Raw genomic sequence first — 26,745 nt, forward strand, 5'->3', positions numbered from 1 at the left:
GCGGTCCAGGATGTCCGGTTTGCGCCGATGGCTGCCCCTCACCCTAACCTACCGGGGGCGAGCCACTCGTCTCGCCCCGTCCTTCGGACCCCCGTAAAAGCGGGGCGAGGGAACGTGCCAAACGCAGCGTCGAGGTTAGAGAAAGCCGGTGCGGCATATCCCTTCGCCCCGCGAGCGGGGAAGGTGCAGCGGGCCGCGATCAGGGGATGACCAGTCCGCCGCGATAGTCGAGCATATAGGCCTTCTGGCCATCGACCATGATGCATTCGTGGCCGATGAACCGCTCGCAGCCGCCTTCGCTGCTGTCGATATAGTGGCCGAACGGATGGTCGAATTCCATCCCGCCAAGAAACCGGCCCTCGCGATACATCGCAGAAAGTGCAGCCTTGATCACCGTTCCGGCTGCTGCGCCGTCGATAAGCTCAGGCGCAATGATGCAGCCGAAATAATTCATCGCCCAGACGGGCTCGTCGGCGAGCCACACCACTTCCTGTCCGGCGAAATCGGTCCCGCCGAAATAGCTGTCGAGATAGCGCCAGTCGCCGCGTTCGAAACCGATATCGTGGGCACCCGGCCGGCAGGGCGCGCGCGCCACGCCGCCGCCGACATAGGTCGCAGCCTTCGCCTCCACGACGAATTGGTTCAGCATCGCAATATCCAACATGTCCTTCTCCTCTCAGCCTGATGCTGGCAAATATGCTGCGATGTGTAAAGAACAAAAAGGGAACGTAGGTTGGAAATAAACGGGCCACCGAGGAGGTTGGCCGTCTAGGCGCCGTGACCGATCTGGGACAGGCCGAGAAGGGGCAACCTGCTGCCCATCACATCGGGTACTGGCTCCCAGCGATTCGCAGGTGCACATCCCGGCATTTTTCGAACACAACAAAGAAGGAAAAGATTCCTGTTGACAACAGAACATACATGGAACAAATTGAAAACATAACGAGTAAAGGAGAGCCCGATGACTGACATGATCCGTGATATCGCAGCATTCACCTCCATCGCAATGTTCGTTGCCAGCTTCTCGCTCATCGTCATGGCGCTCTAAAGTTTTCAGGGGACCGCATGGCAATCATGCGGTCCGGGCGCGGGACTTCTTCTGGACATCATCGCCCTCTATGCCGACAATGCGTCCGATTCATTCGGGTGATTGGGAAGGCATGTCATGGCGGATACGGCAAAGGGTTCAACGGGTGAGGCGACCGGCGGCACGCCAGGCTTCATCCACCTGAGGGTCCATTCCGCCTATTCGCTTCTCGAGGGCGCCCTGCCACTGAAGAAGATCCTCTACAAGGCGACCGGCGACAGTCAGCCGGCGATTGCGATTACCGACACCAACAATCTGTTCGTCGCCCTCGAATTCTCCCAGAAGGCGATGGAAGACGGTCTGCAGCCGATCATCGGCTGCCAGGTCTCGATCGACATGGAAGACGGGTTGGAAACGGAAAAGCGCGGCGGCCAGCAGGCCCTGGTCAAGCTGCCGTCGATCGTTCTTCTCGCCGCGACGGATGCCGGTTATGAAAGGCTGGTCGATCTCGTCAGTCGGGCCTATCTCGGCGGCGAGAGCAACCAGGCCGTTCATATCAGCGCCTCCTGGCTGGAGGAGGCGGGCACGGAAGGGCTGATCGCATTGAGCGGCGCCTTGACCGGGCCGGTCGACGTGGCGATCAAGGAAGGCCATCCCGCTCAGGCGGAAGTCCGGCTGCTCACGCTGAAGCGTCTCTTCGGCGACAGGCTTTATGTCGAGCTGCAGCGGCACGGCACCTACGACAAGCGGCACGAACAGAAGATTATCGGGCTCGCCTATGCCCACGACCTACCGCTGGTTGCGACCAATGAGGCTTTCTTTCCGACACGCGACGATTACGACGCCCATGATGCGCTGATGGCGGTCGCGCACAACGCCATCGTCTCCGACGACAGCCGCTTTCGCCTGACGCCGGATCACTATCTGAAGAGCCGGGCCGAGATGGTCAAGCTCTTCGCCGACCTGCCGGAAGCGCTGGAAAATACGATCGAGATCGCCACGCGCTGCTCCTTCGTGCTGAAGACGCGAAAGCCGATCCTGCCACGCTTCACCGGTGCGACCGACGATGCCGAGGAGGCCGAACGCGCCGAGGCGAGCGAGCTGCGCCGCCAGGCGGTCGAAGGGCTGGACATGCGGCTTGCAACGCTCGGCATGTCGCCGGGTTACGAGGAAAAGGATTATCGCGAACGGCTGGATTTCGAGCTCAGCGTCATCGAGCGCATGCGTTTCCCCGGCTACTTCCTGATCGTTGCCGACTTCATCAAATGGGCCAAGCAGCATGACATTCCGGTCGGTCCCGGCCGTGGTTCGGGCGCCGGTTCGCTGGTCGCCTATGCCTTGACGATCACCGACGTCGATCCCTTGCGTTTTTCGCTGCTCTTCGAGCGCTTCCTCAATCCCGAACGCGTCTCGATGCCCGACTTCGACATCGACTTCTGCCAGGACCGCCGCGAAGAGGTGATCCGCTATGTCCAGGCCAAATATGGCCGCGAGCAGGTGGCGCAGATCATCACCTTCGGTTCGCTGCAGGCACGCGCCGCCCTTCGCGATGTCGGCCGCGTGCTTGAGATGCCCTATGGCCAGGTCGACAAGATCTGCAAACTCGTGCCGAATAATCCCGCCAATCCGACGCCGCTGTCCAAGGCGATCGAGGAGGAGCCGAAGCTGCAGGAGGAGGCGGCAAAGGAACCGGTTGTCGCGCGCCTGCTCGATATCGCCCAGAAGATCGAGGGGCTTTACCGCCACGCCTCGACCCATGCCGCCGGTATCGTCATCGGCGACCGGCCGCTTTCCAAGCTGGTGCCGATGTATCGCGATCCGCGCTCCGATATGCCGGTTACCCAGTTCAACATGAAATGGGTCGAGCAGGCGGGCTTGGTCAAATTCGACTTCCTCGGCCTGAAGACGCTGACCGTGCTGAAGGTTGCGGTCGATTTCGTCGCTAAGCTCGGTATCAAGGTCGATCTCGCGGCCATTCCTCTCGACGACAAGAAGACCTACGAGATGCTGTCGCGCGGCGAGACGGTCGGCGTGTTCCAGGTGGAAAGTGCCGGCATGCGCAAGGCGCTGATCGGCATGAAGCCGGACTGCATCGAGGACATCATCGCGCTGGTGGCGCTCTATCGTCCAGGCCCGATGGAGAATATCCCGACCTACAATGCCCGCAAGCACGGCGACGAAGAGCTGGAGTCGATCCATCCGATGATCGACCACCTGCTCAAGGAAACGCAAGGCGTCATCGTCTATCAGGAACAGGTGATGCAGATCGCCCAGGTACTATCAGGTTATTCGCTGGGCGAAGCCGACCTTCTGCGCCGCGCCATGGGTAAGAAGATCAAGGCCGAGATGGACCAGCAGCGCGAACGCTTCGTCGTTGGCGCGGTCAAGAACGGCGTATCGAAACCGCAGGCCGACAACATCTTCGAACTGCTGGCGAAGTTCGCCAATTACGGCTTCAACAAGTCGCATGCCGCCGCCTATGCCATCGTCTCCTACCAGACGGCCTACATGAAGGCGCATTACCCGGTCGAATTCCTCGCCGCTTCGATGACGCTCGACATGTCCAACACGGAAAAGGTCAATGATTTCCGTCAGGATGCCAAGCGCCTCGGCATCGAGGTGATCGCACCCTCGGTGCAGAGCTCCTTCCGCCATTTCGAGACCGGCGACAACCGCATCTATTACGCGCTCGCCGCCCTCAAGGGTGTCGGCGAATCCGCCGTCGACCATATCGTCGAGGTGCGCGGCGACAAGCCCTTTGCCAGCATTGAGGATTTCTGCCTGCGCATCGATCCGCGTCAGGTCAATCGTCGCGTGCTCGAAAGCCTGATCTATGCCGGCGCCTTCGATTGTTTCGACATGGACCGCGCCCAGCTGGCAGCCGGCCTCGACCGTGTTCTCGGTTATGCCCAGCGTGCCCAGGAGAACAAGCTGAGCGGCCAGTCGGACATTTTCGGCAGCACGCTGACGTCGGGGCCTGAGAAGATCTCCCTTCCGCCGTTCTCGCCCTGGCTCCCCTCCGAGCGGCTGCTCAAGGAATTCCAGGTGCTGGGCTTTTATCTGACAGCTCACCCGCTCGATTCCTACAACAACATCCTGCAGAAGATGCGGGTGCAGACCTTTGCCGAGTTTTCCGCCGCCATCAAACAGGGCGCGGCCAATGCGCGGCTTGCCGGTACGGTCATCTCGAAGCAGGAGCGCAAGACCCGCACCGGCAACAAGATGGGCATCATCGTCTTTTCGGATTCTTCAGGCCAGTTCGAAGCCGTGCTGTTTTCGGAAATGCTGAACCAGTATCGCGATGTGCTCGAATCGGGAAAATCTTTCGTGCTGACCGCGACGGGCGAGGAGCGGCCGGAGGGCATCGGCCTGCGCATCCAGACGATCCAGTCGTTGGAGGAAAAGTCGCTGCAGATGCAGAAGGCGCTGCGCGTCTATGTCCGCGATTCAGGACCGCTGAGGATGGTTGCCGGCCATTTGAACGCCAAGGGCGACGGCCTGGTTTCCTTCATCGTCATCAAGGAGGATGGCAAACGCGAAGTGGAAGTGGCGCTGTCGGAGAAATACCGCATCACGCCGGAGATTGCCGCCGCCCTTCGCGCCGCCCCGGGCGTCGTCGACGTCGAGCTTGTCTGATCACCCGCGGGTGATTGTGATGAAATCCGTGCCTTCGCCGGTCTCCCGGCCGAGGCCGGTATCGGAGATCGTCAGCGTCGAGCCCGGCGCGATGAGGGCGTCGATCTTGCGGCGGGTCTCATCGGGGATGGTAATCCGGCTGAGCGAACGGGCGATCGGCTTGCCTGTGATGATCGAGCTTTCCTGATTGGTGATGCCAAGCCGCTTCATCGTCTCGCGGGAAAGATTGTTCTCGAGCGTGATACCGAGCCAGTCCGCTGTGCCGGCCTTTGCATCGACGGCATGCAACGTGAAGAAATGCGTGCCAAGCGCCAGTCCCGGATCGGCGATCGTCACCGGCGCTTCGAAGAGGGGCTTGAAGGCCTGCCGCACCATGATGACGCCGTTCGGCGGCTCGCCCTTGCCGGCCGCGGCATAGACTTCCCTGAGGAATGTGTCGGAGACCAGGCTCCTGTCGGCGGCGAATTCCGCCGGCCGCAATGTCCTGAAAGCCTTGATCGCCTGCACGGTCGACGGACCGAGGAACCCGTCCGGATTGCCAGCGGAAAAGCCGAGCTGGTTAAGGAGGGTCTGGATGTCGATCACCGTCTCGCGCAGCGTCCGGCGCGTAACGAGCATGCTGATCGGCTCAGATGGCGGCTCGGGTTCGGGCGCTGCAATCGGCAGCGCTGCCGGCATCGGCATCGCAGCCGTGTCGTTCATCGCCACCTGCACAGGCTTCTCGGGGCTGTCGGGCATGGAGGGCCGCAGTTCGACATCCGAAAGCAGCGGCATCGCCGGTGCATCCGGATGGAAAAGCGTCGGATGCTCGATCGGCTGCGGCGCCAGTTCACCGTCGCTGATAATGACGGGGACACCGCGGTCGGTCATCCCATAGAGCATTTTTGCGAAGGCGCCGGGCATACGCACGCAGCCATGCGAGGCCGGATAACGCGGCACCGAATTCGATTCATGGAGCGCGATGCCTGACCATGTCAGCCTTTGCATGAACGGCATCGGGGCGTTGGAATAGAGATTGGATTCGTGGTATTTCTGCTTTTCCAGCACAGAAAAGATGCCGCTCGGCGTCGTGTGGCCGTCCTTGCCGGTCGAGACCTTCGAGGTCGCGACGACCTCGGTGCCATCATAGACCGCAAGCGACTGCTTGTCCTTCGAGACGATGATCTGCAGTGTGCGCGCATCCGCGGCAAGAGCGGGGTGCACGAGTGCGGTGGCCGACAGCAAGCCGAGGCCGAAGACGAGACGCGAGAACATGATACCCAACCATACGCAATACTTGCCCGGCACATTATGGGACGAAGTTTAACGAAGATTTTATAGGCTGGATCACCCGCAGGTTTCACGCCTTAGTGATCGCGCTTGCTGCCGAAGGTGTAGCCGGTCTCGACCGTCTTCTTGCCGAACTTGTCGCGCAGCTTGTCCATCGCCGCTTCGGCAGCCGCTCGCCGCCCTGATTGCTGGTCAATGAGATCGGGCGGATCGGCGCGACCGGCATCGCCGAGATCGGTGACGCCGATGCCAAGCAAGCGGAATTTCGTGCCGTCCGTTTCCTTTTCGAGAAGCTCGAGCCCGGTGCGGAAGATCCTGTCGGCAAGCTGGGTCGGGTCTTCGAGCTTGCGGTTGCGGGTGCGCGATTTGAAATCGGCGGTCTTCATCTTCAGGACGACGGTCTGGCCGGCAATGCCGTTTTTCTTCAGCCGCCAGGAGACCTTTTCGGAGAGGTTGCGCAGGATCGGCACCAGATCGTCGTAACGCGAGATGTCGTCGAAGAAGGTCGTCTCGGACGAAACGCTTTTGGCCGCATCATTGAGATGCACTTCGCGGTCGTCGATGCCGCGCGACAGCCGTGCGAGCCGCTGGCCGATGCTGCCGTAGCGGCGCATCAGGTCGTTTTCTTCCATCTGCTGCAACTGGCTGATGGTGCGGATACCGTCCGCCTCCAGCGTCGCCGCAAAGGCCTTGCCGACGCCCCAGATCGTGGTGACGGGACGCGGTGCCAGGAATTCGACCGCTTCCTCGCGGCCGATGACCGAAAAGCCGCGCGGCTTCTGCAGATCGGAGGCGACCTTGGCGAGAAATTTGCAATAGGAAAGCCCGACCGAAACGGTGATGCCGATCTCCCTTTCGATGCGACGGGCGAATTTGGCGAGCGTGCGCGCCGGCGGATCGTGATGCAGCCTCTCGGTGCCGCCGAGCTCCAGGAAGGCCTCGTCGATCGACAGCGGCTGCACCAGCGGCGTCAGATCCTGCATCATGGCGCGCACCTGCCGTCCGACCCGGACATATTTCTCCATGTCGGGGCGGATGACGATCGCTTGAGGGCATGCCTCCAGCGCCTTGAACATCGGCATGGCCGACCGCACGCCATGGATACGGGCGATATAGCAGGCGGTGGAGACGACGCCGCGTTTGCCGCCGCCGATAATGACAGGCTTGTCGGCAAGCTCGGGATTGTCGCGTTTCTCGACGGCTGCGTAGAAGGCGTCGCAGTCGATATGGGCGAGCGTCAGCGCGTAGAGTTCGCGATGGCGCACGAGGCGCGGGCTGCCGCAGGAAACGCAACGGCGCGCCTCGCCCTTCTGCTCGGCAAGGCAGGCGCGACAGAAGCCGGGTGTCTTGTCAGGCGTGGGCGTCATCATGGGAACAAAGATTGAACATTGTGAGGTTACGCCTTAAGCTTCCGAGTCACAAGATAGGGTGGAAGCTTTGCCTTTGGATAACGATCTTCGTTTCGAGCCGGTAACGCCAGAACGCTGGGATGACTTCGAAATCGTGTTCGGGCCACAGGGTGGCTTCTATAACTGCTGGTGCGTCGCGTTGCGCCTGCCACATGCGGTGAGGACCAAGATGGCGGCCAACGAGCGCAAGGCGCATATGCGGGAGCGGATCAAGGCGGGTCCGCCGCCTGGCATCCTCTGTTATGCCGACGGCGCGCCGGTCGCCTGGGTGCAGGTCGGGCCGCGCCACGACGTGTCGCAGTTCAATTCGCCGCGCACCGTCTCGCGGCCGCTGGAGGAGAGCGATGCGCATGATCCATCCATCTGGGCCGTCAGTTGCTTCTTCCTGCTGCCCAAACTGCGCGGCAAGGGAATGAGCCACCGTCTGCTCGCCGGCGCGATCGACCATGCGCGGCGCCAGGGAGCGCGGCTGCTCGAAGCCTGTCCGATCGATCATGTGAAGCAGTCGAAATCCGTGACGCTCTGCATCGGCTCGACGGCGATCTTCGATGCCGCCGGTTTCGAGACGATAGCACGGCGCAAGGACGGCCGGCCGCTCATGCGGCTGGAACTGCGTGCGTGAAGGTGCCGGAAAGAAAATGCGCCTCGATCAGCTCGGCCGCATGCGTCCAGTCGGTGGCGCGGGTGATCTCGTCGGCAACCGCCGGTGCGAAACGATGGACGGGCGAGTTCGGCATCAGGTGAATCAGCAGGCAATCGGCGACGTGATCCCTAACGGAATGCAGATTGCGCGCCATATCATCAATGAAGACGACGGGAAGGGAGCGGCTGGCATGCAATGCGTGAACGATCGGCCCCTTGGGTTGTTCGGTGGCAAGCAGCGGAAAGACGAGGCCCATCCTGTCCAGCAGGCGTCGGCGCTGGTCCTGGAACCGCGGCTGCATGGCTGTCAGGAAAAGCACATCGGCCTCTTCCGAAAGTCGGTCGAGCGTTTCGACCACGCGGTCGAGCGGCGTCTGCCACAGCTCTTGGGCCTCGAAGAATTCCTCGATCAGCCGGCTGACCTCTTGATCCTCGATCTCCACGCCGTCCGCTTGCGAGACGATGTTGCCGTGAAGCCGGAACGATCGCGGCAGAAACGCGTGGCCCTGGCTCTGAAGGAAAAGCTGGAAGGGACCGATGAACTGCAGCACGACGTCGTCGACGTCGCAGACGATCAACGGCCGTTCGCCGAGGCGGATATGCGAGATGTCGAATTCCCCGGAGGTCACGGTCAGTATTCTCCGGAATCGAGGCCCGGTGACGAGAAATGCCGCCAGGCGGCGGTCACCGTCTCCGGGCTTATGCCGCTCGCCGCGCAGAAGGCCATGGCCGTCGGTTCGTGGTTCATCAGAAAATCCATCAAGCCGGCAAGGAATCCCGGATCGTTTACGGCGTTGCGCACCTGGCCGGGCGCCACACCCGTCAACGCGAGGAAGCGGCCGAACATGTCGGGATCGTCGGCAAGCCAGCCGAGCACGGCGATCGCTGTCTCGTGCGGGTCGGCGGCCTGTTGTTTCGAAGTCTTGAAGTTGCTTTGCATTTCGCTGGGTAAGTTACCTTTTCTTCAACCAAATACCGGTAGCGTGCGCTATCGGTTTCACGAGCTATTTGTCCGCATGTGCCTTTCTCATGGGACGAACCGCTGCGCGAACGGACGTAGGGACAGCTTGTCATGCCCAAACAGGTGATGATTGTAGAAGATAACGAGCTCAACATGAAGCTCTTTCGCGACCTCATCGAGGCGTCCGGTTATACGACGATCCAGACCAGAAACGGTATGGAGGCGCTCGATCTGGCGCGCAAGCATCGCCCCGACCTCATCCTGATGGATATTCAGCTTCCCGAAGTCTCCGGCCTCGAAGTCACGAAATGGCTGAAGGAAGACGACGAGTTGCACGTGATTCCCGTCATCGCCGTTACGGCTTTCGCGATGAAGGGCGACGAGGAGCGGATCCGCCAGGGCGGCTGCGAGGCCTATGTTTCCAAGCCGATCTCGGTTCCGAAATTCATCGAGACGATCAAGACCTATCTGGGCGATGCCTGACGCATCGGAAAGACGCTGATGACTGCGCGAATACTGGTGGTTGACGATATTCCGGCCAACGTGAAGCTGCTCGAAGCGCGGCTGCTTGCGGAGTATTTCGACGTGATGACCGCAGCCGACGGCTACACGGCACTGGCGATCTGCGAGCGCAACCAGGTCGATCTCATCCTGCTCGACATCATGATGCCCGGCATAGACGGTTTCGAGGTCTGCGAGCGGCTGAAGGCCAGCCAGAAGACCGCCCATATTCCAGTCGTCATGGTCACCGCGCTCGACCAGCCGACCGATCGCGTGCGCGGCCTGAAGGCCGGCGCTGACGATTTTCTCACCAAGCCGGTCAACGATCTGCAACTGATCTCCCGGGTGAAGAGCCTGCTGCGGCTGAAGACGTTGAGCGATGAGCTGCGCATCCGCGCCGACACCGCCCATACGATGGGCGTTGACGACCTCACACGGGCAGGCGAGGGCCGCGCCGACGAAACCGCACAAGTGTTGCTCGTCGACGGCCGCGCCAATTCGCAGGAGCGCATCATCAAGGCGCTGAAGCCCGTCGCCGACGTGCTTGCCCTTTCCGATCCGCAGGCCGCCCTCTTCGAGGCGGCCGAAAGCGCGTTCGATCTCGTCATCGTTAACGCCAACTTCGACGATTACGATCCGCTTCGCCTCTGCTCGCAGCTGCGTTCGCTGGAGCGCACCCGCTTTCTGCCGATCCTGATTATCACCGAGCAGGGCGCTGACGAAATGGTCGTGCGCGCGCTGGATCTCGGCGTCAACGACTACATCATCCGCCCGGTCGATCCCAACGAACTGGTTGCCCGCAGCCTGACGCAGATCCGCCGTAAGCGTTACAACGACCGGCTGCGCGCCAGCGTCAAGCAGACGATCGAGCTTGCCGTGACCGATGCGCTGACCGGCCTTTATAACCGGCGCTATCTCGACAACCACCTGAACGTGCTCTTCAACCGTTCGATGGCGCGGGGCAGGCCGCTTTCGGTGCTGATCACCGATATCGACCGCTTCAAGCACGTGAACGACACCTACGGCCATGATGGCGGCGACGAAGTGCTGCGGGAATTTTCAAATCGCGTCCGTTCGACCATCCGCGGCGCCGATCTCGCCTGCCGCTACGGTGGTGAAGAATTCGTCGTCGTGATGCCCGACACCTCGCCGGAAATTGCCGCCGCCGTCGCCGAGCGCCTTCGTGCGGCGATCGAAAACGCTCCCTTCATGCTGAAACACGCCGGGGAAGCACTGAACGTCACTGCTTCCTTCGGCATCGCCTCGCGCATTACGTCGGTGCTGACCCCGGACCAACTGATGAAACAGGCGGATCTGGCCCTTTACGAGGCAAAGAATACCGGCCGCAACCGCGTGGTCGCCGCGGCCGCGTGACGAATCATTTTCCGCCATTAGGCGCCATTTGCGGGTTTTCCACTGCGGTAAGCGAATTGTTACCGATTTTTAATCTCCGCCTGTGCACTACGGGGCGAAAAAATTGCAGCCCAATAGCCCAAAATTGGACTCGCCGCGTTGCCGCGGATGTGTTGCCGCGCGATAGTCTTGAGAGCGGCAGGCCGTAGCTCAATATGAAATGAAGACTATAAAAAATGCCTATCGCCGACGGGGTCAAATAGATTGCGGCGGCGTCACCTCACGTAAGGGGAAGGGTGGCGTAAGTTATTAAGTTATATTGTCGAATTTCTTGGAAAGAGCAGGCGCTACGCTTCGATCCAAAGCAGAGGCGACAAATCTTTGTATGTCCCAAATCTGGACTTTTAACCATAGAATCAAGATGAGAAAATTCATCATTAAGAATTTGTTGATTTTCTTTCATTTTTGCGCAAATTATCGCTCATAAGAGAAGCGCTCCCGTTGAGGAGTTGTCGATACCCCATGATGCTCAGGTCCGCCGCATCTCCTGGGTCGTGGGGTCGGTCGGCTAGTAGGCAAGTTATAGCGGTTCCTCGTGCCGTTTTGCATGCTGGCCGACCCCCTTTCACGAAAACGCCGCCACTTCCCGAAGATGGAAGGGCGGCGTTTTGTCTGTTTGCGCTATCATTTTTTAAAGACGATTAATCCGGGCAATAAAAAACGCGCAACCCGAAGGCGCGCGCTTTTTTGAAATCCGTCAGGCCAAGTGATTACTTGATCTTGGTTTCCTTGAACTCGACATGCTTCTTCGCAACCGGGTCGTACTTCGTCTTCGTCATCTTGTCCGTCATCGTGCGGCTGTTCTTCGTGGTGACGTAGAAGAAACCGGTGTCAGCCGTCGACAGCAGCTTGATCTTGATTGTTGTAGCCTTGGCCATGGTCGTCCTGCCTCTAAGAAAATGAAAGCCGTGGAAGCCGGATGGGCTCCACGGCAAATCCTGGCGCGAAACTACGAATCCCGCCCGAAAAGTCAAGCCCGTTTTCGAATGAACATCAGTCTGATGCCGGAAAGTAGGGCGTAAAGACCGAAGAAAGCCGCAATCGCCCAGGCAAAACCGTTATTTCCAGCGACATCGATCGCTGCGCCGATCGCCTGCGGCCCGGCCACGGTTCCCATCGCATAACAGAAGACAAAGGCAGCATTGGCCGCAGCAAGATCGGAGCCCGTCAGCCGCGAGCCGAGATGGCTGAGGCCGACCGTATAGAGGCCTGAGACGCAGCCGCCCCAGAAAAGCAGGAGCCCGGCCATCAGCAGCCAGTTGTCGAGCAACAGCGGCAACATCATCGAGCCGATGAAGCCCATCAGCGCCATGCCGGCCAGAAGCGGCCGCTTGTCGGCGATGCGGTCGGAAAGCAGGCCGAGCGGGATCTGAAAGATGACGTTGCCGACGCCCATCATGGTGAGCAGCAGTGCGGCCTGCGATTCGGTGAAATGGGCGCGCACGGCAAAGATCGGGAAAAGCGACAGCCCGCCCGCTTCGACCGCGCCGAAGATGAAGACCGCCGCTGTCGCCGTCGGCACCAGGAAAACGTAGCGCATGAAATGCAGCTCCGGTTTTTCCTCGAGCACCGGGCTTTCGTCGCGGGCGATGTAGATCGGGATGGCGGCAAGCAGGATGGCGCCGGCGCCGATCAGGAAGGGGAAGATGCCGTCACTGCCGAGGATCGAAAACAGCAGCGGTCCGGCCGCGAAGCCAAGGGAAAGCACCGTCGCGTAGATGCCGAGCACGAAGCCGCGCTTGGAAGGCGGCGAAGCGGCGTTGATCCAGAATTCGGAGAGGATGAACAGCGTCGTCGTCGCGCCGTGGAAGGCGAAACGCAGCGGAAACCACATCCAGAAATCCTGGGCGTAATAGAAACCAAGCGCGCTCAGCGCCGAAATCAGCACAGCCCAGATCATCGTCGGCGCAACGCCGTATTTATGGGCGAGCTTGGTGGTGATTGGTGCGGCGGCCATCGCCGCGACCCCGGCCATCGCCGTGTTGAGCCCGATCAGGGTGGACGAGATACCGCGTTTTTCGAGGATGATGCTGAGGAGGGGCAGACCGAGGCCGATTGCTATGCCAACGGCTGAGATGGACGAGATGGCTGCCACCAGAGAAGGCCAATGGATTTCTTCGACATCGCCCGGTGTGCCGGTTCTCGGCTGAGACATTTATCCATCCTTAGAGAGGTGCGCGAACGAATCGACCGATCCCGTCAGATAGATAGACACGGACGTGCCAAATCCAGGTGACGGATGCCGCTTCGCAGTATTTCCGATGTGAGTGACCATCTGCGGAATGTAAAGCCCGTTCGGGCAAGAAATGCTAACCATGTCAGGTCTTGAGGATCGTTGGCTCCCGCATTTGGGTGGTGGTCGGTGGAGGGCTGGCACTACACGTTAAATATGTCTGGAAGGTGAAGGCGCTAATTCGGCCGGCCGGGGATGTCATAATCGTCCGGACCGTCACTCTCGCCACCGAAGCCGTGCATGCGCAGCGCCCATTGCAGGCCGATGACCCCGCCCTTGATCGGCTGGATCGAGGCAAGCGCGGTGATGACGGTGATCGGCGCCCAGATGGCGAGATGCACCCAGACCGGCAGCACGAAAGTTAGGTCGGTCAGCATATAGCCGCCGACCACGACGTGGCCGAGGACCAGGATGACGATATAGGGCGGCAGGTCGTCGGCGCGTTGGTGATGCATCGCCTCGCCGCAGGCCGCGCAATGATCGGCCGGCTTCAGGAAGGCACGAAAGAGCTTGCCGTTGCCGCAGGCCGGGCAGCGGTTCATCAGCCCGCGCATGATGGAGCGCCCAAGCGGACGCTCGACCTCGGGCGTATCGCCGTAGCGGACGGCCGGATCGGTCGGTGTGCTCATCGCATGTTCCTCTTCGGATCTAAAACATGTCGCGCAAACTGTGCAGCGGTTTCGCGATAACGACACGCGTAAAAACAAGGACCTACAGCGCGGGGGAGCCAATCTGAAAGATTGCGACGCGCTTTAGTGCCGTCCGCGCGGCGGCCTCGTTCCGGGCTTCTTACGAACCTGGCCCCTGTCGCGGCGCCCCGCCTTGTGGAAGGAACGCACCGCAGCCGGCATTTCTCGGCCCTCGCTAATCATCTCGAAACGCAGTGCACCGGCAAGCGGGATCGCTTCGGCAAGTTTCACGGTGACGCTATCGCCCAGGCGATAGCCGAGCCCTGTTCGTTCACCCGAGAGTGCCTGATGCGCCTCGTCATAGATGAAATAATCGCTGCCGAGCGTAGATATAGGGACGAAACCGTCGGCGCCATAGTCCGGCAGGGAAACAAAAAGTCCCGATTTTGTCACGCCCGAGACCCGCCCGGCAAATTCCTCACCGACACGGCCGCTGAGGTGATGCGCGATCAGCCGGTCAACGGTCTCTCGCTCGGCTGCCATAGCCCGGCGCTCGAAGGTCGAGATTTCGGCGGCGATATCGTCGAGTGCCGCCTCTTCTTCGGGCGTGATGCCGCCTTCGCCGAAGCCGAGCGAGCCGACAAGGGCTCGATGGACGATGAGGTCGGCATAGCGGCGGATCGGCGAGGTGAAGTGGGCGTATTTCATCAGGTTGAGGCCGAAATGGCCGATATTCTCCGGGCCGTAGATCGCCTGGCTCTGCGAACGCAGCACCATCTCGCTCACCATGGTCTGATGCGGCGTGCCGTCCGCCTTCGCCAAAATGCCGTTGAAGTTGTTGGCGCGCATGTTGCCGCCCTTGGCAAGCGAGATGCCGAGCGTGGCCAGGAACTCGCGCAGGATCTCCTGCTTGGCAAGCGTCGGGCCGTCATGGATACGGTAGATCAGCGGCTGACGCTTCTTTTCCAAGGTCTCGGCGGCGCAGACGTTCGCCTGAATCATCATCTCTTCGATCAGCTTATGCGCATCGAGGCGTGGCGGCACGACAACCCGGTCGACCGTGCCATCGGGCTTCAACAGGATCTTGCGCTCCGGCATATCGAGTTCCAGCGGCTGGCGCCGGTCGCGCCCGCGCTTCATCACCTCATAGGCGTGCCAGAGCGGCTTCAGGATCGGCTCGAGCATCGGTCCGGTCTGATCGTCCGGTTTCCCGTCGATGGCTGCCTGCGCCTGCTGGTAGGAGAGCTTGGCGGCACTCTTCATCATGATGCGATGGAAAGTATGGCCGATCTTGCGGCCTTCCCCGGAAAAGCTCATGCGCACGGCGAGCGCCGGGCGGTCGACGCCTTCCTTCAGCGAGCAGAGATCGTTGGAGATGCGCTCCGGCAGCATCGGCACGACGCGATCCGGGAAATAGACCGAGTTGCCGCGCTTCAGCGCCTCGCGGTCGAGCGGTGAATTGGGGCGGACATACCAGGAGACGTCGGCAATCGCCACAGTGACGATGACGCCGCCGGGATTGTCGGGCGAGGGGTCGAGCTCGGCATAGACGGCGTCGTCATGGTCCTTGGCATCGGCCGGGTCGATGGTGATCAGCGGCACGTCGCGCCAATCCTCCCGATGCGACATGGTCGCAGCCTTTGCGGCCTCCGCCTCGGCGATAACGGCCGGCGGGAAGACATGCGGGATGCCGTGCGCATGGATCGCGATCATCGAGATCGCCTTTTCCGAACCGACGGAACCGACGACGGAAAGCACCTTGGCGCGCGGCAGGCCGAAACGGCCGAGACGGGCGATTTCGACTTCGACCAGGTCGCCGTCCGTGGCGCCGCCGGTGAAGTCGGGATCGATCACCATCTCCTCGCCGCGCCGTTCGATCGGCAGCAGTCGGCCGCCGCCGCCGGGTGCAGTGCGGAAAACGCCCATCGAGGCGCCGCGGCGCCTGTCGATCACCTTGATGATCCGCGCCGTATAGGCCGGCCCGCCGCGATCGACAGCCGGGAAGATCTTCGCCAGGATGCGGTCGCCGAGCCCGGCGACGGGCGCCTTGCCCTTGCCCTGGCGGCCTGCCGGCGATTGCTGGCGGATGGCGACGGCGGGTGCCACGCCCTGGTCCTCCGGCCATTCCGCCGGCCGGCCGATCAGATCGCCGTCCTTGTCGCGCGTGGTGATATCGAGGACGGTGACAGGCGGCAGCGCACCGGGCCGGATCAGCGACTTGCGGTTCTTCTGCAGCATGCCTTCCTGCTCGAGCTCCTGCAGCATGTGCTTGAGCTCAACGCGGTTGTCGCCCTTCAGGCCGAAAGCCTTGGCGAGTTCACGCTTGGACGCTTTCTGCGGATGATCGGCGATGAAGCGCAGGATCACCTCGCGCGAAGGCAGCGCGCCGTGGACGATGTTCAGCGGCTCGACGGCGGGAGCATCCTTGCCGGCGCGGCCGGTCTTGCCCGGGCGCTTGCCCGCAGGGTTCGTTCTCTCGCGCGGTATTCTGCTCACGTCAGCCCTTTTTCGATTTCGCGGGCGCTTTCGCCTTCGTTGTCTTCGGCTTGGCAGCCGTCTTGGTGCTCTTGGCTTCGGCGGCGGCCGCCTTCGGCTTGGCTTTCGCCTTGGCCGCCTTGCCCGCAGGGGCCTTGCCGGCCTTCTCGGCGATCAGCGCAAGCGCCTCCTCGACGGTGATCGCCTGGGGATCCTTGCCCTTCGGCAGTGTAGCGTTGACCTTGCCCCAATTGACATAAGGGCCGTACTTGCCGTCGCGAACGGTGATGGCGCCGCCATCAGGATGATCGCCGAGCGTCTTCAGCGCTGCCGGCGTGCCGCGCGCACCCCGGCCCGGGGCCTGTTTCGCCTTTTCGGCGATAACAGTCACGGCGCGGTTGAGGCCGACCGAGAAAACGTCCTCGACGGTTTCCAGATTGGCATAGGAGCCGTCATGCAGGAGGAACGGCCCATAGCGGCCGATGCCGGACGAGATCATCTTGCCCGATTCGGGATGTTTGCCGATATCGCGCGGCAGCGAGATCAGCGCCATCGCCTTTTCATAATCGATGTCCTCGGGCTTCCAGCCCTTCGGCAGCGAAGCGCGCTTGGCTTCCTTGCCGTCGCCGCGCTGGATATAGGGGCCGAAGCGGCCGGAACGCAGCGTCAGCTCCTCGCCTGTCGTCGGATCGGTGCCGAGGTTCTTCGGCTCGTTGAGTGCCGCACCGTCCGCTTCTCCGCCGTTTTCGGAAGAGAGCTGGCGGGTGTAGTTGCAGTCCGGATAGTTCGAGCAGCCGACGAAGGCGCCGTATTTGCCGAGCTTCAGCGACAGGTTGCCGGTGCCGCAGACCTGACAGATGCGCGGATCGCTACCGTCCTCCCGTTTCGGGAAGACGAGGGGTGCCAGCGCCTCGTTCAGCGAATCGAGCACGTTGGTGACGCGCAGTTCCTTGGTGTCCTCGATCTGGGCGAAGAAATCCTTCCAGAAATCGCGCAGCACCTGCTTCCAGTTCAGCTCGCCGGCGGAAATCCGGTCAAGCTTCTCTTCGAGATCGGCGGTGAAGTCGTATTCGACATATTTGGTGAAGAAGCTCTCGAGGAAGGCGGTCACCAGCCGGCCCTTGGCCTGCGGGATCAGCTTGCGCTTGTCGATCGTCACATAGTCGCGGTCGCGCAGTGTCGCGAGCGTCGCGGCATAGGTGGAGGGGCGGCCGATGCCGAGCTCTTCCATCTTCTTGATCAGCGAGGCTTCCGAATAGCGCGGCGGCGGTTCGGTGAAATGCTGCGTCGAATTGATCCTCTGCTTGGCGAGCGCCTCGCGCGCATTGATCTCCGGCAGGCGGCCATCCTCGTCGCCGTCGTCGCTCTGCTCGCCATCTTCCTTCTGGTCGGTATAGGCGGCGATGAAACCATCGAAGCGGATGACCGAACCGACGGCGCGCAGACCGGCCTTCTCGCCCTTGTTGTCGGCGGTGATTTCAGCCGTCGTGCGCTCGATCTCGGCCGACGCCATTTGGCTGGCGATGCCGCGTTTCCAGATCAGCTCGTAGAGCCGGATCTGGTCGGCATCGAGGAATTTGCGCACACGGTCGGGCGAACGATAGAAATCAGTCGGTCGGATCGCCTCGTGCGCCTCCTGGGCGTTCTTCGCCTTGGTCGAGTAGAAGCGCGGCTTTTCCGGCATATAGCGCTCGCCGAACTGGTCGACGATGGCGCTGCGCGCCGCGTCGATCGCCTCGGGCGCCATCTGCACGCCGTCGGTTCGCATATAGGTGATGAGACCGACCGTCTCGCCGCCGATATCGACGCCCTCATAGAGCTTCTGGGCAACCTGCATGGTGCGCGAGGCCGAGAAGCCGAGGTTGGAGGAGGCGGCCTGTTGCAGCGTCGAGGTCGTGAAGGGCGGTCCGGGATTACGCTTGACCGGCTTCGCCTCGACTGAGTCGACGACGTAGCTCGCACCTTCGAGCAATGCCTTCAGCCGGCCGGCATCTTCGCCGTTGCCGATTGCGCGCGGCTGCAGCCGTTTGCCGTTCGCCGAAACCAGCCTCGCCTCGAACTCGTCGCCGCGCGGCGTCTTCAGCAGCGCCGAGATGTTCCAGTATTCTTCCGAGATGAAGCGCTCGATCTCGGATTCGCGGTCGCAAACGAGGCGCAGTGCCACCGACTGGACGCGGCCGGCCGAACGCGCGCCGGGCAGCTTGCGCCAGAGAACCGGTGAAAGGTTGAAGCCGACGAGGTAGTCGAGTGCGCGCCGAGCGAGATAAGCGTCGACCAGAGGCACATCGAGATCGCGTGGCGCAGCCATCGCGTCGAGCACTGCCTTTTTGGTGATCGCGTTGAAGACGACGCGCTTGACCGACTTGCCGGTGAGCGCGCGCTTCTTGTTCAGCATGTCGAGAACATGCCAGGAAATCGCTTCGCCTTCGCGATCCGGGTCGGTCGCGAGAATGAGGCCGTCCGAGGATTTCAACGCGTCGGCAATGTCCTTCATGCGCTTGGCGGAGGCGCTGTCGACCTCCCAAAGCATTTCGAAGTCCTGATCAGGAAGAACTGAGCCGTCCTTGGCAGGCAGATCGCGCACATGGCCGAAGGAGGCGAGCACTTTGTATCCCGGACCCAGATACTTATTGATCGTCTTGGCCTTGGCAGGCGATTCCACCACTACAACATTCATGATGATTCTCTAAAAAGGAAACGACGCCAGCGTTGAAGCCAGCGCGACACACACCGCAACATGGATATCGGCCCTCCGACATGGACAGGGAAATCGCCGCGGTCAAGGGGTTTGCTACAATTTTACCTCTTGCGTCTGCTGCAGCCGAAGGGAGAGTTCTTGGAAAATACAATTCCAGATTGGTTGCAGAAGGTCGTCGACTCAGGGTTTCGGCAATTAGCAAAGCCGCCGCCTCATGTGTACCCAGGTTCAATCGGAAAGCGAGACGAGGCCACCCTGATGCCGGTGCAGCCTGCCTGATATATCGAGTTCCAGAAGGATGAGATAGACCGCGGATGCCGACAGGCCGGTATGGCGGATGACGTCGTCGACCTCGACCGGCGTCGGCCCAAGTGCATCGATGATGCTGTTTCGATCGGAATCGCCGGGTGGCACCGACATTGCCTTGCCGTCAGGCGCCGGATCCTCCGCCATCGATGACGGGAACAGCTCGAATTGCGCAAGCGGCGCCAGGGCCTCGATGACATCGTCGGGTGCGGTGACGATCGAAGCGCCGTCCTTCAGCAGGCCGTTGGTGCCATGGCAGCGCGGATCGAGCGGCGAGCCGGGCACGGCAAACACCAGGCGGCCGAACTCGCCGGCAAGCCGCGCCGTGATCAGCGAGCCCGAACGCGTCGCCGCTTCAATGACGACGAGGCCGAGTCCGATGCCGGCGATCAGCCGGTTTCGGCGTGGGAAGTCGCGGGCGCGGGGTTCCCAGCCGAAGGGCATCTCGCTCACCGCCAGGCCATTGCCACCGGTTATCTCTTCGAGCAGGCCGATATTCTCCGGCGGGTAGGGCTGGTCGAGACCGCCGGCGAGTGCTGCGATCGTGCCCGTGTCAAGGCTTGCCCGGTGGGCAGCGGTGTCTATGCCGCGTGCCAGGCCGGAGACCACGGTGTAACCCGCCCGGCCGCAGTCACGCGCCACCATCGCTGCGAATTTCGCGCCTGCGATCGAGGCGTTGCGCGAGCCGACGATACCGACGGCCGGTCGTTTGGCAGCGGCCAGCGCGCCCTTGACGGCCAGAAGCGGCGGCGCGCCGTCGATCTGCTTGAGCGCTTGCGGATAGTCCGGTTCACCGATGCCGACGAAGCGGGCGCCGAAGCGACGCGCCGCCTCCAGCTCCCGATGCGCTTCGGCCTCGCTGGCGATGCGGATTGCCCGCGTGGCGCCGCCGCGCGCCGAAAGCTCCGGCAGTGCGGCAAGTGCTGCCTCGGCCGAACCGAAATGATTGATGAGGTCACGAAAGGTGGCAGGGCCGATATTGTCGGAACGGATGAGACGCAGCCAGGCAATTCTTTGCCGTTCGGTCAGCACGACGCCTTTTGGTCCGGCGCTCAGCGTATCCATTATCCCTTTGCCCCGATCTTGCTTTCCGTCCCGCCCATCAGGCGCGAAATATTCGCCTTGTGCTTCCAGTAGGAGATGAGGGTCATGATCGCCATGACAGCCGCAACCTTTTCATTGCCCAATATCCACAGGGCAACTGGAATGACAAGCATGGCAACCAGCGCCGAAAGCGAGGAGTAGCGGGTGGTGAAGGCGACCGCCAGCCAGACGGCGGCGAAGAGCACGACCATGATCGGCGCGACGCCGAGCAGGGTGCCGATATAGGTGGCGACACCTTTGCCGCCCTTGAAGCCGATCCAGACCGGGAAAAGATGGCCGATAAAGGCGAAGAAGCCGGCGATGATCGCGGCCTCCTCACCGAGGAAATAGCCGACGACCCAGGCCGCGGCCGATGCCTTCAGCGCATCGAGCAGCAGCGTCGCCGCGGCGAGCGTCCGGTTTCCTGTTCTCAGCACATTGGTCGCGCCGATATTGCCGGAGCCGATGCTGCGCACGTCGCCGAGGCCGGCGGCGCGCGTGAGGATCAGGCCGAACGGGATCGAGCCGAAGAGATAACCGATAACGGCGGCGGCAAGCGCGATCGGCAGCGTGATCTGCCATGACATGAGATTGGATAACATATGTCCCCTCAGCCTCTCCGTGGCCTATCCTCGAGTCAGCCTTCTCCCGTTGCGGGATGGACGGCGATCGTGTCGGTTCTAAATTGCGTGGACAAGCTTTCCCGAGACGTATGTCGCGACCGCCCGCCCACTGAAGCGCGCATCCTCGAACGGCGTATTCTTCGAGCGGGAGAGAAGCATGTCTTTGGCGACAAGCCAAGGCTCATCGAGATCGATCAGCGCGATATCGGCCGCAGCGCCCGGCTTCAGCGTGCCGGCATTCAGGCCGAAAATCTGAGCGGGGCGGGTCGACATAGCGTCGATCAGGCGCATTAGGCTCACCTGGCCGCCATGATGAAGTCTGAGCGCTGCCGCCAGCATGGTTTCGAGGCCGATCGCGCCATCCTCTGCCTCGCCGAAGGGCAGGCGCTTCGTATCGACATCCTGCGGGTCGTGCGAGGAGACGATGATATCGATCGCACCGCTCGCAACGGCGTCGGCCATCGCCACCCGGTCGTCTTCCGGGCGCAGCGGCGGATAGAGCTTGAAGAAGGTGCGGTATTCGCCGATGTCGTTTTCGTTGAGCGCCAGATTGTTGATCGAGATGCCGCAGGTCACCTTGGCGCCGCGGCTGCGGGCACGCTCGATCGCCTCGACCGATTCCGGCACAGAGATCATCGCGGCGTGATAACGGCCGCGCGTCAGCTGCGCGATCCTGAGATCGCGTTCGAGCGGGATGAGCTCGGCTTCCTTTGGAATGCCGGAGAGCCCGAGCCAGCTGGCAAAAAGCCCCTCATGCATGACGCCGTTGGCGCCGAGATATTTGTCGCGCGTCTCGCAGGAGACGACGGCGCCGAATTCGCGCGCATAGGTCATGATCCGGCGCAGCACCTGCGTGTCGTGGACGCTGGAATGGGCATCGGTGAAGGCAACGGCGCCCGCCTGCATCAACAGGCCGATCTCCGTCATCTCCTCGCCGGCAAGGCCCTTGGTGATGGCGGCTGCTGGATAGACGTTGACGTCGGCCGTATCCCGCGCCGTCTTCTTGACGAATTCGACGAGCGCGATGTCATCGATGATGGGATCGGTGTCCGGCATCATGATGATCGAGGTGACGCCGCCGGCCGCCGCCGCCCGGCTCGCCGAGGCGATCGTCTCACGGTGCTCGCCGCCGGGTTCGCCGACATGGACGCGCGCATCGACAAGGCCGGGCGTCGCGACAAGGCCCGTGCAGTCGCGGATGACGGCTCCATCAGGTGCACCCTGGTTTTGCGCCTTGTGGCCCGCGGCGAGAATCACGCCGTTTTCGGCAATGATCGTCCCGACCTCGTCGAGATTGCGCGACGGGTCGATGATGCGGACGTTCTTGAGGACGATCGGGTTGCTCATGCCATCATTCCATCGCTTCGGGGACCCTGGTTCTGCGAGACGAGCAGCGTCTCCATGACGGCCATGCGCACCGCGACCCCCATTTCCACCTGTTCGGCGATCACGCTCTGCGGCCCGTCCGCCACTTCCGAAGCGATTTCGACGCCGCGGTTCATCGGGCCGGGATGCATGACCAGCGCATCCTCCTTGGCCGCCTTCAGCGTTTCGGCGTCGAGCCCGTAGAAGTGATAGTATTCGCGCACTGAAGGCACGAAGGCGCCGGACATGCGCTCGCGCTGCAGCCGCAGCATCATCACCACGTCGGCGTCCTTCAGCCCTTCCTTCATCGAATGGAAGACCTCGACGCCCATCTCGGCGATGCCCGCAGGCAGGAGAGTCGCGGGCGCAACGACACGCACGCGGGCGCCCATGGCGTTGAGCAGCAGGATATTGGAGCGCGCCACCCGCGAATGCAGCACGTCGCCGCAGATCGCCACGATGATGCGCGACAGCTTGCCCTTGGCGCGGCGGATCGTCAGCGCGTCGAGCAGTGCCTGGGTCGGATGTTCGTGTTGCCCGTCGCCGGCATTGACGACCGAGCAGGAGACCTTCTGGGCAAGAAGGGCGGCCGCACCGGCGCTCGAATGGCGGATCACCAGCACGTCGGGGCGCATCGCATTCAGCGTCATTGCCGTATCGATCAGCGTTTCGCCTTTCTTCACAGAGGAGTTGCCGACCGACATGTTCATGACGTCGGCGCCGAGCCGCTTGCCGGCAAGCTCGAAGGAGGCCTGCGTGCGGGTTGATGCCTCGAAGAAGAGGTTGATCTGCGTCAGCCCGCGCAGCGTCGACGTTTTCTTCTCTCTCTGGCGGCTGATCTTGACGGCCTCGTCCGCCTTGTCGAGAAGATAGGTGATATCCTGCTCGGTGAGGCCCTTGATGCCGATGAGGTGGCGGTGGGGGAAAAAGACCATGACCCTGCCTCTTGCTGTGTCTGGCGGGTCTATAAAGAGTGCTGCCCGCCGGGGCAAGCATGTGCTGTGGGCAAAGGCTTATGTCCCCATGCATTTTCGCCCGAATTCCGATAGAGCAGAATGAACCGAATCATAACTTCCGGTTTCCCTTTGCCGGGCTCTTACACTAGAAGCGAATTATGACCTCCGCCAACCGGACTGACGACAAACTCGCAGAACTCAACCAGCCGAGCCTGTGGTCCGGCATCAACGCCTATCGGTCCGATCCGCTGATCGTCGACCTGACGGCGGCCCTGCCGCGCGGCATCCGCGAAGACCTGGAAAACATGGGCCGCTACGTCACCTCGCCGGAGGCGCAGGAGATGGCGCGCATGGCAAACCAGGGCGCGCCGCAGCTGCGCACCCACGGTCCGCGTGGTGAACGCGTCGACGTCGTCGAGTTTCACCCCGCCTGGCATGCGCTCATGCGCCGCTCCATGTCGGTCGGCCTGCATTCCTCCGTCTGGGATCCCCAGGCCGATACGGAAGCCAAGGACGAGGCCCACAAGGTTCGTGCCGCGCGGTTTTATCTGACGTCGCAGCTGGAATCCGGCCATCTCTGCCCGCTGACGATGACGAGCGCCTCCGTTGCGGCGCTCTCGGCTTCGCCCGCGGTCCAGAAGGACTGGGCGCCGAAAATCCTCTCGCGCAAATATGATTCGTCGAACAAGCCCGCCATGCAGAAATCCGCCGTGACCATCGGCATGGGCATGACGGAAAAGCAGGGCGGCACGGATGTGCGCGCCAACAGGAGCGCTGCCGAAAAGGTCAGCGAGGGCATCTACCGGCTGTCCGGGCACAAGTGGTTCATGTCGGCGCCGATGAGCGATGCCTTCATCATGCTGGCGCAGACGAAGGAGGGCATGGGCTGCTTTCTCGTGCCGCGCCTTCTGGAGGATGGTTCCGCCAACGGCCTGCAATTCCAGCGGCTGAAGGACAAGGTCGGCAACCGCTCTAACGCCTCTTCCGAGGTCGAGTTTACAGACACGTTCGGTTTCCTGCTCGGTGGGCCGGATGCCGGCATCCGCACCATCCTCGACATGGTGACGCTGACCCGGCTCGACTGCGCGCTGGCCTCGTCAGGCATGATGCGCGCCTCGCTCGCCGAAGCCGTGCACCACACCCGCGGCCGCAGCGTCTTCGGCAAGATGCTCGTCAACCAGCCGATCATGACGCGCGTGCTCGCCGACATGGCACTCGATGTCGCCGCCGCGACGGCACTGTCCTTCCGTCTAGCCGACGCCTTCGACAAGGCGCGCGGCAACGCCGAGGAGGCGGCCTATGCCCGCGTCATGACGCCGGTCGCCAAATACTGGTGCTGCAAGATCGCGCCCGCGCTGATCTACGAGGCGATGGAATGCATCGGCGGCAACGGCTACATCGAAGAGCGCCCGATCGCCCGCCATTACCGCGAGGCTCCCGTCAACGCCATCTGGGAAGGCTCGGGCAACGTCATGGCGCTCGACGTGCTGCGCGTGCTCAACCGCGGCAAGGATCTGTTCGAAACGGTCTTTGCCGGCCTTGCCCGCGATCTTGGCCCCGCCGGCAAGAAGACGATCGACGTGCTGCGCGCCGCAATCGCGCTGTGCGAACAGGATGAGGGCGCCGCGCGCCTGCTCGTCGAGCAGCTGGCGCTCGCCGCCGGTGCCGCTGAGCTCTATCGCCTGGGGGCAGGGCGCATTGCCGATGCCTTCATCGAGACGCGTCTTGCCGGCGGCTGGCGCTCCACCTACGGCATGCTCGATTCCCGCTTCGACGCCAGCTATATCGTCGACCTGCTCTATCCCCCGGCCGCCTGATCGCCGCCGAGGGATGATGATCGCGCTTCGCTGAGTGGAACCAAGCGATATAGAAGCGCTTTGCGCCGTCTCGTTACCCTCGATGGCGGCCGTTGATGCCGCTCATCTGTCGGGATGGTAGGATGGCGAGAGCACCTGTTCCTCACTTTCCATGGGGAGCAACCGATCTGTCCGATCGGGCTCTCTGAAGTCAGGCGATCCTGAGGCCGAGATGCTCGGTCATCGGATCGAAGTCGCGATCATCGTGCAAGAGCGCATAGCCTTCCTCAATGCAGAAGGTGCCGATGATCACATCGATGGTCTTGCGCACCGTGATGCCGCGTTCTCGCAGCAGGCGATAGTTACGAGCCGCCTTGACGGCGAGGCTGTCGCCAAGCATCGGGCGGACTGTGAACTGGCGTAGGCTTTCTTCGACCACCGTTGCATGGCGTTCATTGCGCGCGCCCTGAAGCACTTCCAAAAGGATCAGGTCCCCGACAACAATATCCAGCGGATCCTCGATGTTCTGCAGCCGCCATCTGGCGGCGCTTTCTATCCCACGCAGATGCGCAATCCAGACCGAACTGTCGACGACGATCACCGTTTATCGTCGGGCCGGTCGCGACGTATCACGTCCAGGTCGCCTTCCCAACCTATTCCTGCAAGGTTTGCGATGGCATTGCCACGGCGGTGCCTCTCGACAAGATTTTGCAACGCTTGTTCGACGGTGGCCTTTTTTGTCGCCAGTCCGGTGGCGGTCATTGCCGCGTCGAGCAAGGCATCATCGATATCTATATTTGTCCGCACGATCGCGCCTCATGTGTATGAATATCGCAAAATATACACATCTGCGCCACGTTATTCAAGCTCGGCCACGAGCCCTCGTCATAAACGAAAATCCGGCCACGTCGCCGCGGCCGGATTTCAGTGTTTACGTCCGAAAATCAGCGTTCAGAAGAAGCCACGGCGCTGCCACCAGCCGGCTTTCTTGGGCTTGCCGTCATCGCCTTCGCCATTCTCGACGCGGGTGGATTTCACCGTCGGCTCGGAGGAGGAGATGTTGGATTCGCGGTTGGCGCGAACCGGCTTTGCTTCTTCCTGAACGGCCGTTTCGAGATCGGCGGAGGCTTCCACCAATTCCGGTTCGGGCTCGACCGCAGGGGCCGTCTCTGCAACCGGTTCCTCGACCGGCGCTGCAACCGGTTCCTCGACCGGCGCTGCAGCCGGTTTGCGGCGGCCGCGGGCACGGGCGGGCTTCACCTCTTCGGTTATGACAGGCGCGCTCTCCACGGCTGCCATCGCGGCCTGGCCTTCGTCGGCCTGTTCGGCAATCGCTTCGACCGCTACGGCTTCGCCCGGAGCGCCGTCGTTCGAAACGTCGTCGCCTTCGTCCTCGTCGCCACCATTGTCTTCACCGGCTTCGCCAGCCGTCAGTTCGGAACCATCCTCGGCGCGATTGCGACGGCCGCCACGCTTGCCGCGACGGCGGCGCTTGCGGCGCTGCGATTCCTCGCTTTCAGCGCGTGTCTCGGGCGTGGCTTCGGTGTTTTCATCACCTTCGCCGCCCTCGTCGTCGCCGTCCTCATCCTCGTCGCCGGCTTCGCCTGCCGATACCGGCTGTTCGGCATTGCCGTTGCGGCCGCGGCGGCGCCTGCGGCGCTTGCGCTTGCGATTTCCGTCGGCTTCGCTTTCCGCGCGGGCCGCAACGGGCCGCCCGGAAACG

General features: G+C 62.2%; 21 protein-coding genes and 1 pseudogene. 5 read left to right on the forward strand and 17 right to left on the reverse strand.

Annotated features, from left to right (window positions below):
- Positions 1-199 precede the first annotated feature (199 nt).
- A complete protein-coding gene (locus HX898_RS31400; RefSeq protein WP_180196697.1) occupies positions 200-664 on the reverse strand; it encodes a DUF5680 domain-containing protein in 465 nt (154 codons plus the stop codon).
- A 501-nt stretch (positions 665-1,165) separates the two neighbouring features.
- On the opposite strand from HX898_RS31400, the gene dnaE reads away from it, so the two are divergent.
- The gene (gene dnaE / locus HX898_RS31405; RefSeq protein ID WP_180196698.1) at positions 1,166-4,663 is read left to right on the forward strand and encodes a DNA polymerase III subunit alpha; all 3,498 of its coding nucleotides are present in this window, start codon (positions 1,166-1,168) and stop codon (positions 4,661-4,663) included.
- Here the strand turns inward: dnaE and HX898_RS31410 are convergent, their stop codons facing one another.
- A complete protein-coding gene (locus tag HX898_RS31410; RefSeq protein ID WP_180196699.1) occupies positions 4,664-5,917 on the reverse strand; it encodes a L,D-transpeptidase family protein in 1,254 nt (417 codons plus the stop codon).
- 92 nt (positions 5,918-6,009) lie between these two features.
- Positions 6,010-7,299, reverse strand: a complete 1,290-nt coding sequence (locus tag HX898_RS31415; RefSeq protein WP_180196705.1) for a DNA polymerase IV — start codon at positions 7,297-7,299, stop codon at positions 6,010-6,012.
- 76 nt (positions 7,300-7,375) lie between these two features.
- Here HX898_RS31415 and HX898_RS31420 point away from each other — a divergent pair, with 76 nt between their 5' ends.
- Entirely contained in the window at positions 7,376-7,963 is a 588-nt protein-coding gene (locus HX898_RS31420; protein ID WP_138328239.1) for a GNAT family N-acetyltransferase, read from the forward strand.
- Here HX898_RS31420 and HX898_RS31425 read toward each other — a convergent pair.
- A complete protein-coding gene (locus HX898_RS31425) occupies positions 7,938-8,612 on the reverse strand; it encodes a hypothetical protein (RefSeq protein WP_138328238.1) in 675 nt (224 codons plus the stop codon). The two genes, HX898_RS31420 and HX898_RS31425, sit on opposite strands and share 26 nt — an antisense overlap.
- Before the next feature lie 2 nt (positions 8,613-8,614).
- Positions 8,615-8,923, reverse strand: a complete 309-nt coding sequence (locus tag HX898_RS31430; RefSeq protein ID WP_003558471.1) for a DUF3572 domain-containing protein — start codon at positions 8,921-8,923, stop codon at positions 8,615-8,617.
- A 132-nt stretch (positions 8,924-9,055) separates the two neighbouring features.
- Between HX898_RS31430 and HX898_RS31435 the strand changes: the two genes are divergently transcribed.
- Both HX898_RS31435 and HX898_RS31440 read left to right on the forward strand, forming a co-directional pair.
- Positions 9,056-9,427 carry a response regulator gene (locus HX898_RS31435; protein WP_003547430.1) on the forward strand — a complete coding sequence of 124 codons (372 nt, stop codon included), beginning with the start codon at positions 9,056-9,058 and terminating at the stop codon, positions 9,425-9,427.
- A gap of 18 nt (positions 9,428-9,445) precedes the next feature.
- Positions 9,446-10,819 carry a PleD family two-component system response regulator gene (locus HX898_RS31440; RefSeq protein WP_180196700.1) on the forward strand — a complete coding sequence of 458 codons (1,374 nt, stop codon included), beginning with the start codon at positions 9,446-9,448 and terminating at the stop codon, positions 10,817-10,819.
- Between the two features lie 749 nt (positions 10,820-11,568).
- Here the strand turns inward: HX898_RS31440 and rpmG are convergent.
- The 9 genes from rpmG to HX898_RS31485 all read right to left on the reverse strand — a co-directional run bounded on the left by rpmG (position 11,569) and on the right by HX898_RS31485 (position 23,205).
- Entirely contained in the window at positions 11,569-11,736 is a 168-nt protein-coding gene (gene rpmG / locus HX898_RS31445; RefSeq protein ID WP_003547442.1) for a 50S ribosomal protein L33, read from the reverse strand.
- A gap of 92 nt (positions 11,737-11,828) precedes the next feature.
- Complete coding sequence (locus HX898_RS31450) at positions 11,829-13,013, reverse strand: MFS transporter (protein WP_029872828.1); 1,185 nt, start codon at positions 13,011-13,013, stop codon at positions 11,829-11,831.
- Between the two features lie 254 nt (positions 13,014-13,267).
- Entirely contained in the window at positions 13,268-13,720 is a 453-nt protein-coding gene (locus tag HX898_RS31455; protein WP_138328235.1) for a DUF983 domain-containing protein, read from the reverse strand.
- Positions 13,721-13,843: 123 nt separating this feature from the next.
- The gene (rnr, locus tag HX898_RS31460; RefSeq protein WP_180196701.1) at positions 13,844-16,216 is read right to left on the reverse strand and encodes a ribonuclease R; all 2,373 of its coding nucleotides are present in this window, start codon (positions 16,214-16,216) and stop codon (positions 13,844-13,846) included.
- 1 nt (position 16,217) lies between these two features.
- On the reverse strand, positions 16,218-18,872 hold the full coding sequence (gene topA, locus HX898_RS31465; RefSeq protein WP_180196702.1) for a type I DNA topoisomerase: 2,655 nt from the start codon (positions 18,870-18,872) through the stop codon (positions 16,218-16,220).
- A gap of 249 nt (positions 18,873-19,121) precedes the next feature.
- A complete protein-coding gene (gene dprA / locus HX898_RS31470) occupies positions 19,122-20,264 on the reverse strand; it encodes a DNA-processing protein DprA (RefSeq protein WP_138328232.1) in 1,143 nt (380 codons plus the stop codon).
- Complete coding sequence (plsY, locus tag HX898_RS31475; RefSeq protein WP_072638785.1) at positions 20,264-20,884, reverse strand: glycerol-3-phosphate 1-O-acyltransferase PlsY; 621 nt, start codon at positions 20,882-20,884, stop codon at positions 20,264-20,266. Before plsY ends, dprA begins: the two co-directional genes overlap by 1 nt.
- Before the next feature lie 78 nt (positions 20,885-20,962).
- Positions 20,963-22,252, reverse strand: a complete 1,290-nt coding sequence (locus HX898_RS31480) for a dihydroorotase (protein WP_138328231.1) — start codon at positions 22,250-22,252, stop codon at positions 20,963-20,965.
- Complete coding sequence (locus HX898_RS31485; protein WP_007626148.1) at positions 22,249-23,205, reverse strand: aspartate carbamoyltransferase catalytic subunit; 957 nt, start codon at positions 23,203-23,205, stop codon at positions 22,249-22,251. The genes HX898_RS31480 and HX898_RS31485 overlap by 4 nt, the downstream gene beginning before the upstream one ends.
- Positions 23,206-23,384: 179 nt before the next feature.
- Between HX898_RS31485 and HX898_RS31490 the strand changes: the two genes are divergently transcribed.
- Positions 23,385-25,043, forward strand: coding sequence for an acyl-CoA dehydrogenase family protein (locus tag HX898_RS31490; RefSeq protein WP_028741374.1), 1,659 nt, complete (start codon positions 23,385-23,387; stop codon positions 25,041-25,043).
- A 190-nt stretch (positions 25,044-25,233) separates the two neighbouring features.
- Here HX898_RS31490 and HX898_RS31495 read toward each other — a convergent pair whose 3' ends face one another.
- From HX898_RS31495 to HX898_RS31505, 3 genes and pseudogenes are all read right to left on the reverse strand, one after another.
- Positions 25,234-25,623: a PIN domain nuclease gene (locus HX898_RS31495; RefSeq protein ID WP_138387537.1), complete on the reverse strand. Its 390-nt coding sequence runs from the start codon at positions 25,621-25,623 to the stop codon at positions 25,234-25,236.
- Positions 25,620-25,829, reverse strand: a complete 210-nt coding sequence (locus HX898_RS31500; protein ID WP_003547469.1) for a type II toxin-antitoxin system VapB family antitoxin — start codon at positions 25,827-25,829, stop codon at positions 25,620-25,622. The genes HX898_RS31495 and HX898_RS31500 overlap by 4 nt, the downstream gene beginning before the upstream one ends.
- A 144-nt stretch (positions 25,830-25,973) precedes the next feature.
- Positions 25,974-26,745 (reverse strand): annotated as a pseudogene (locus HX898_RS31505) (ribonuclease E/G); the annotation flags it as partial.

The sequence above is a fragment of the Rhizobium sp. WYCCWR 11128 genome (genome assembly GCF_013416305.1).
Lineage (GTDB): Bacteria > Pseudomonadota > Alphaproteobacteria > Rhizobiales > Rhizobiaceae > Rhizobium > Rhizobium indicum.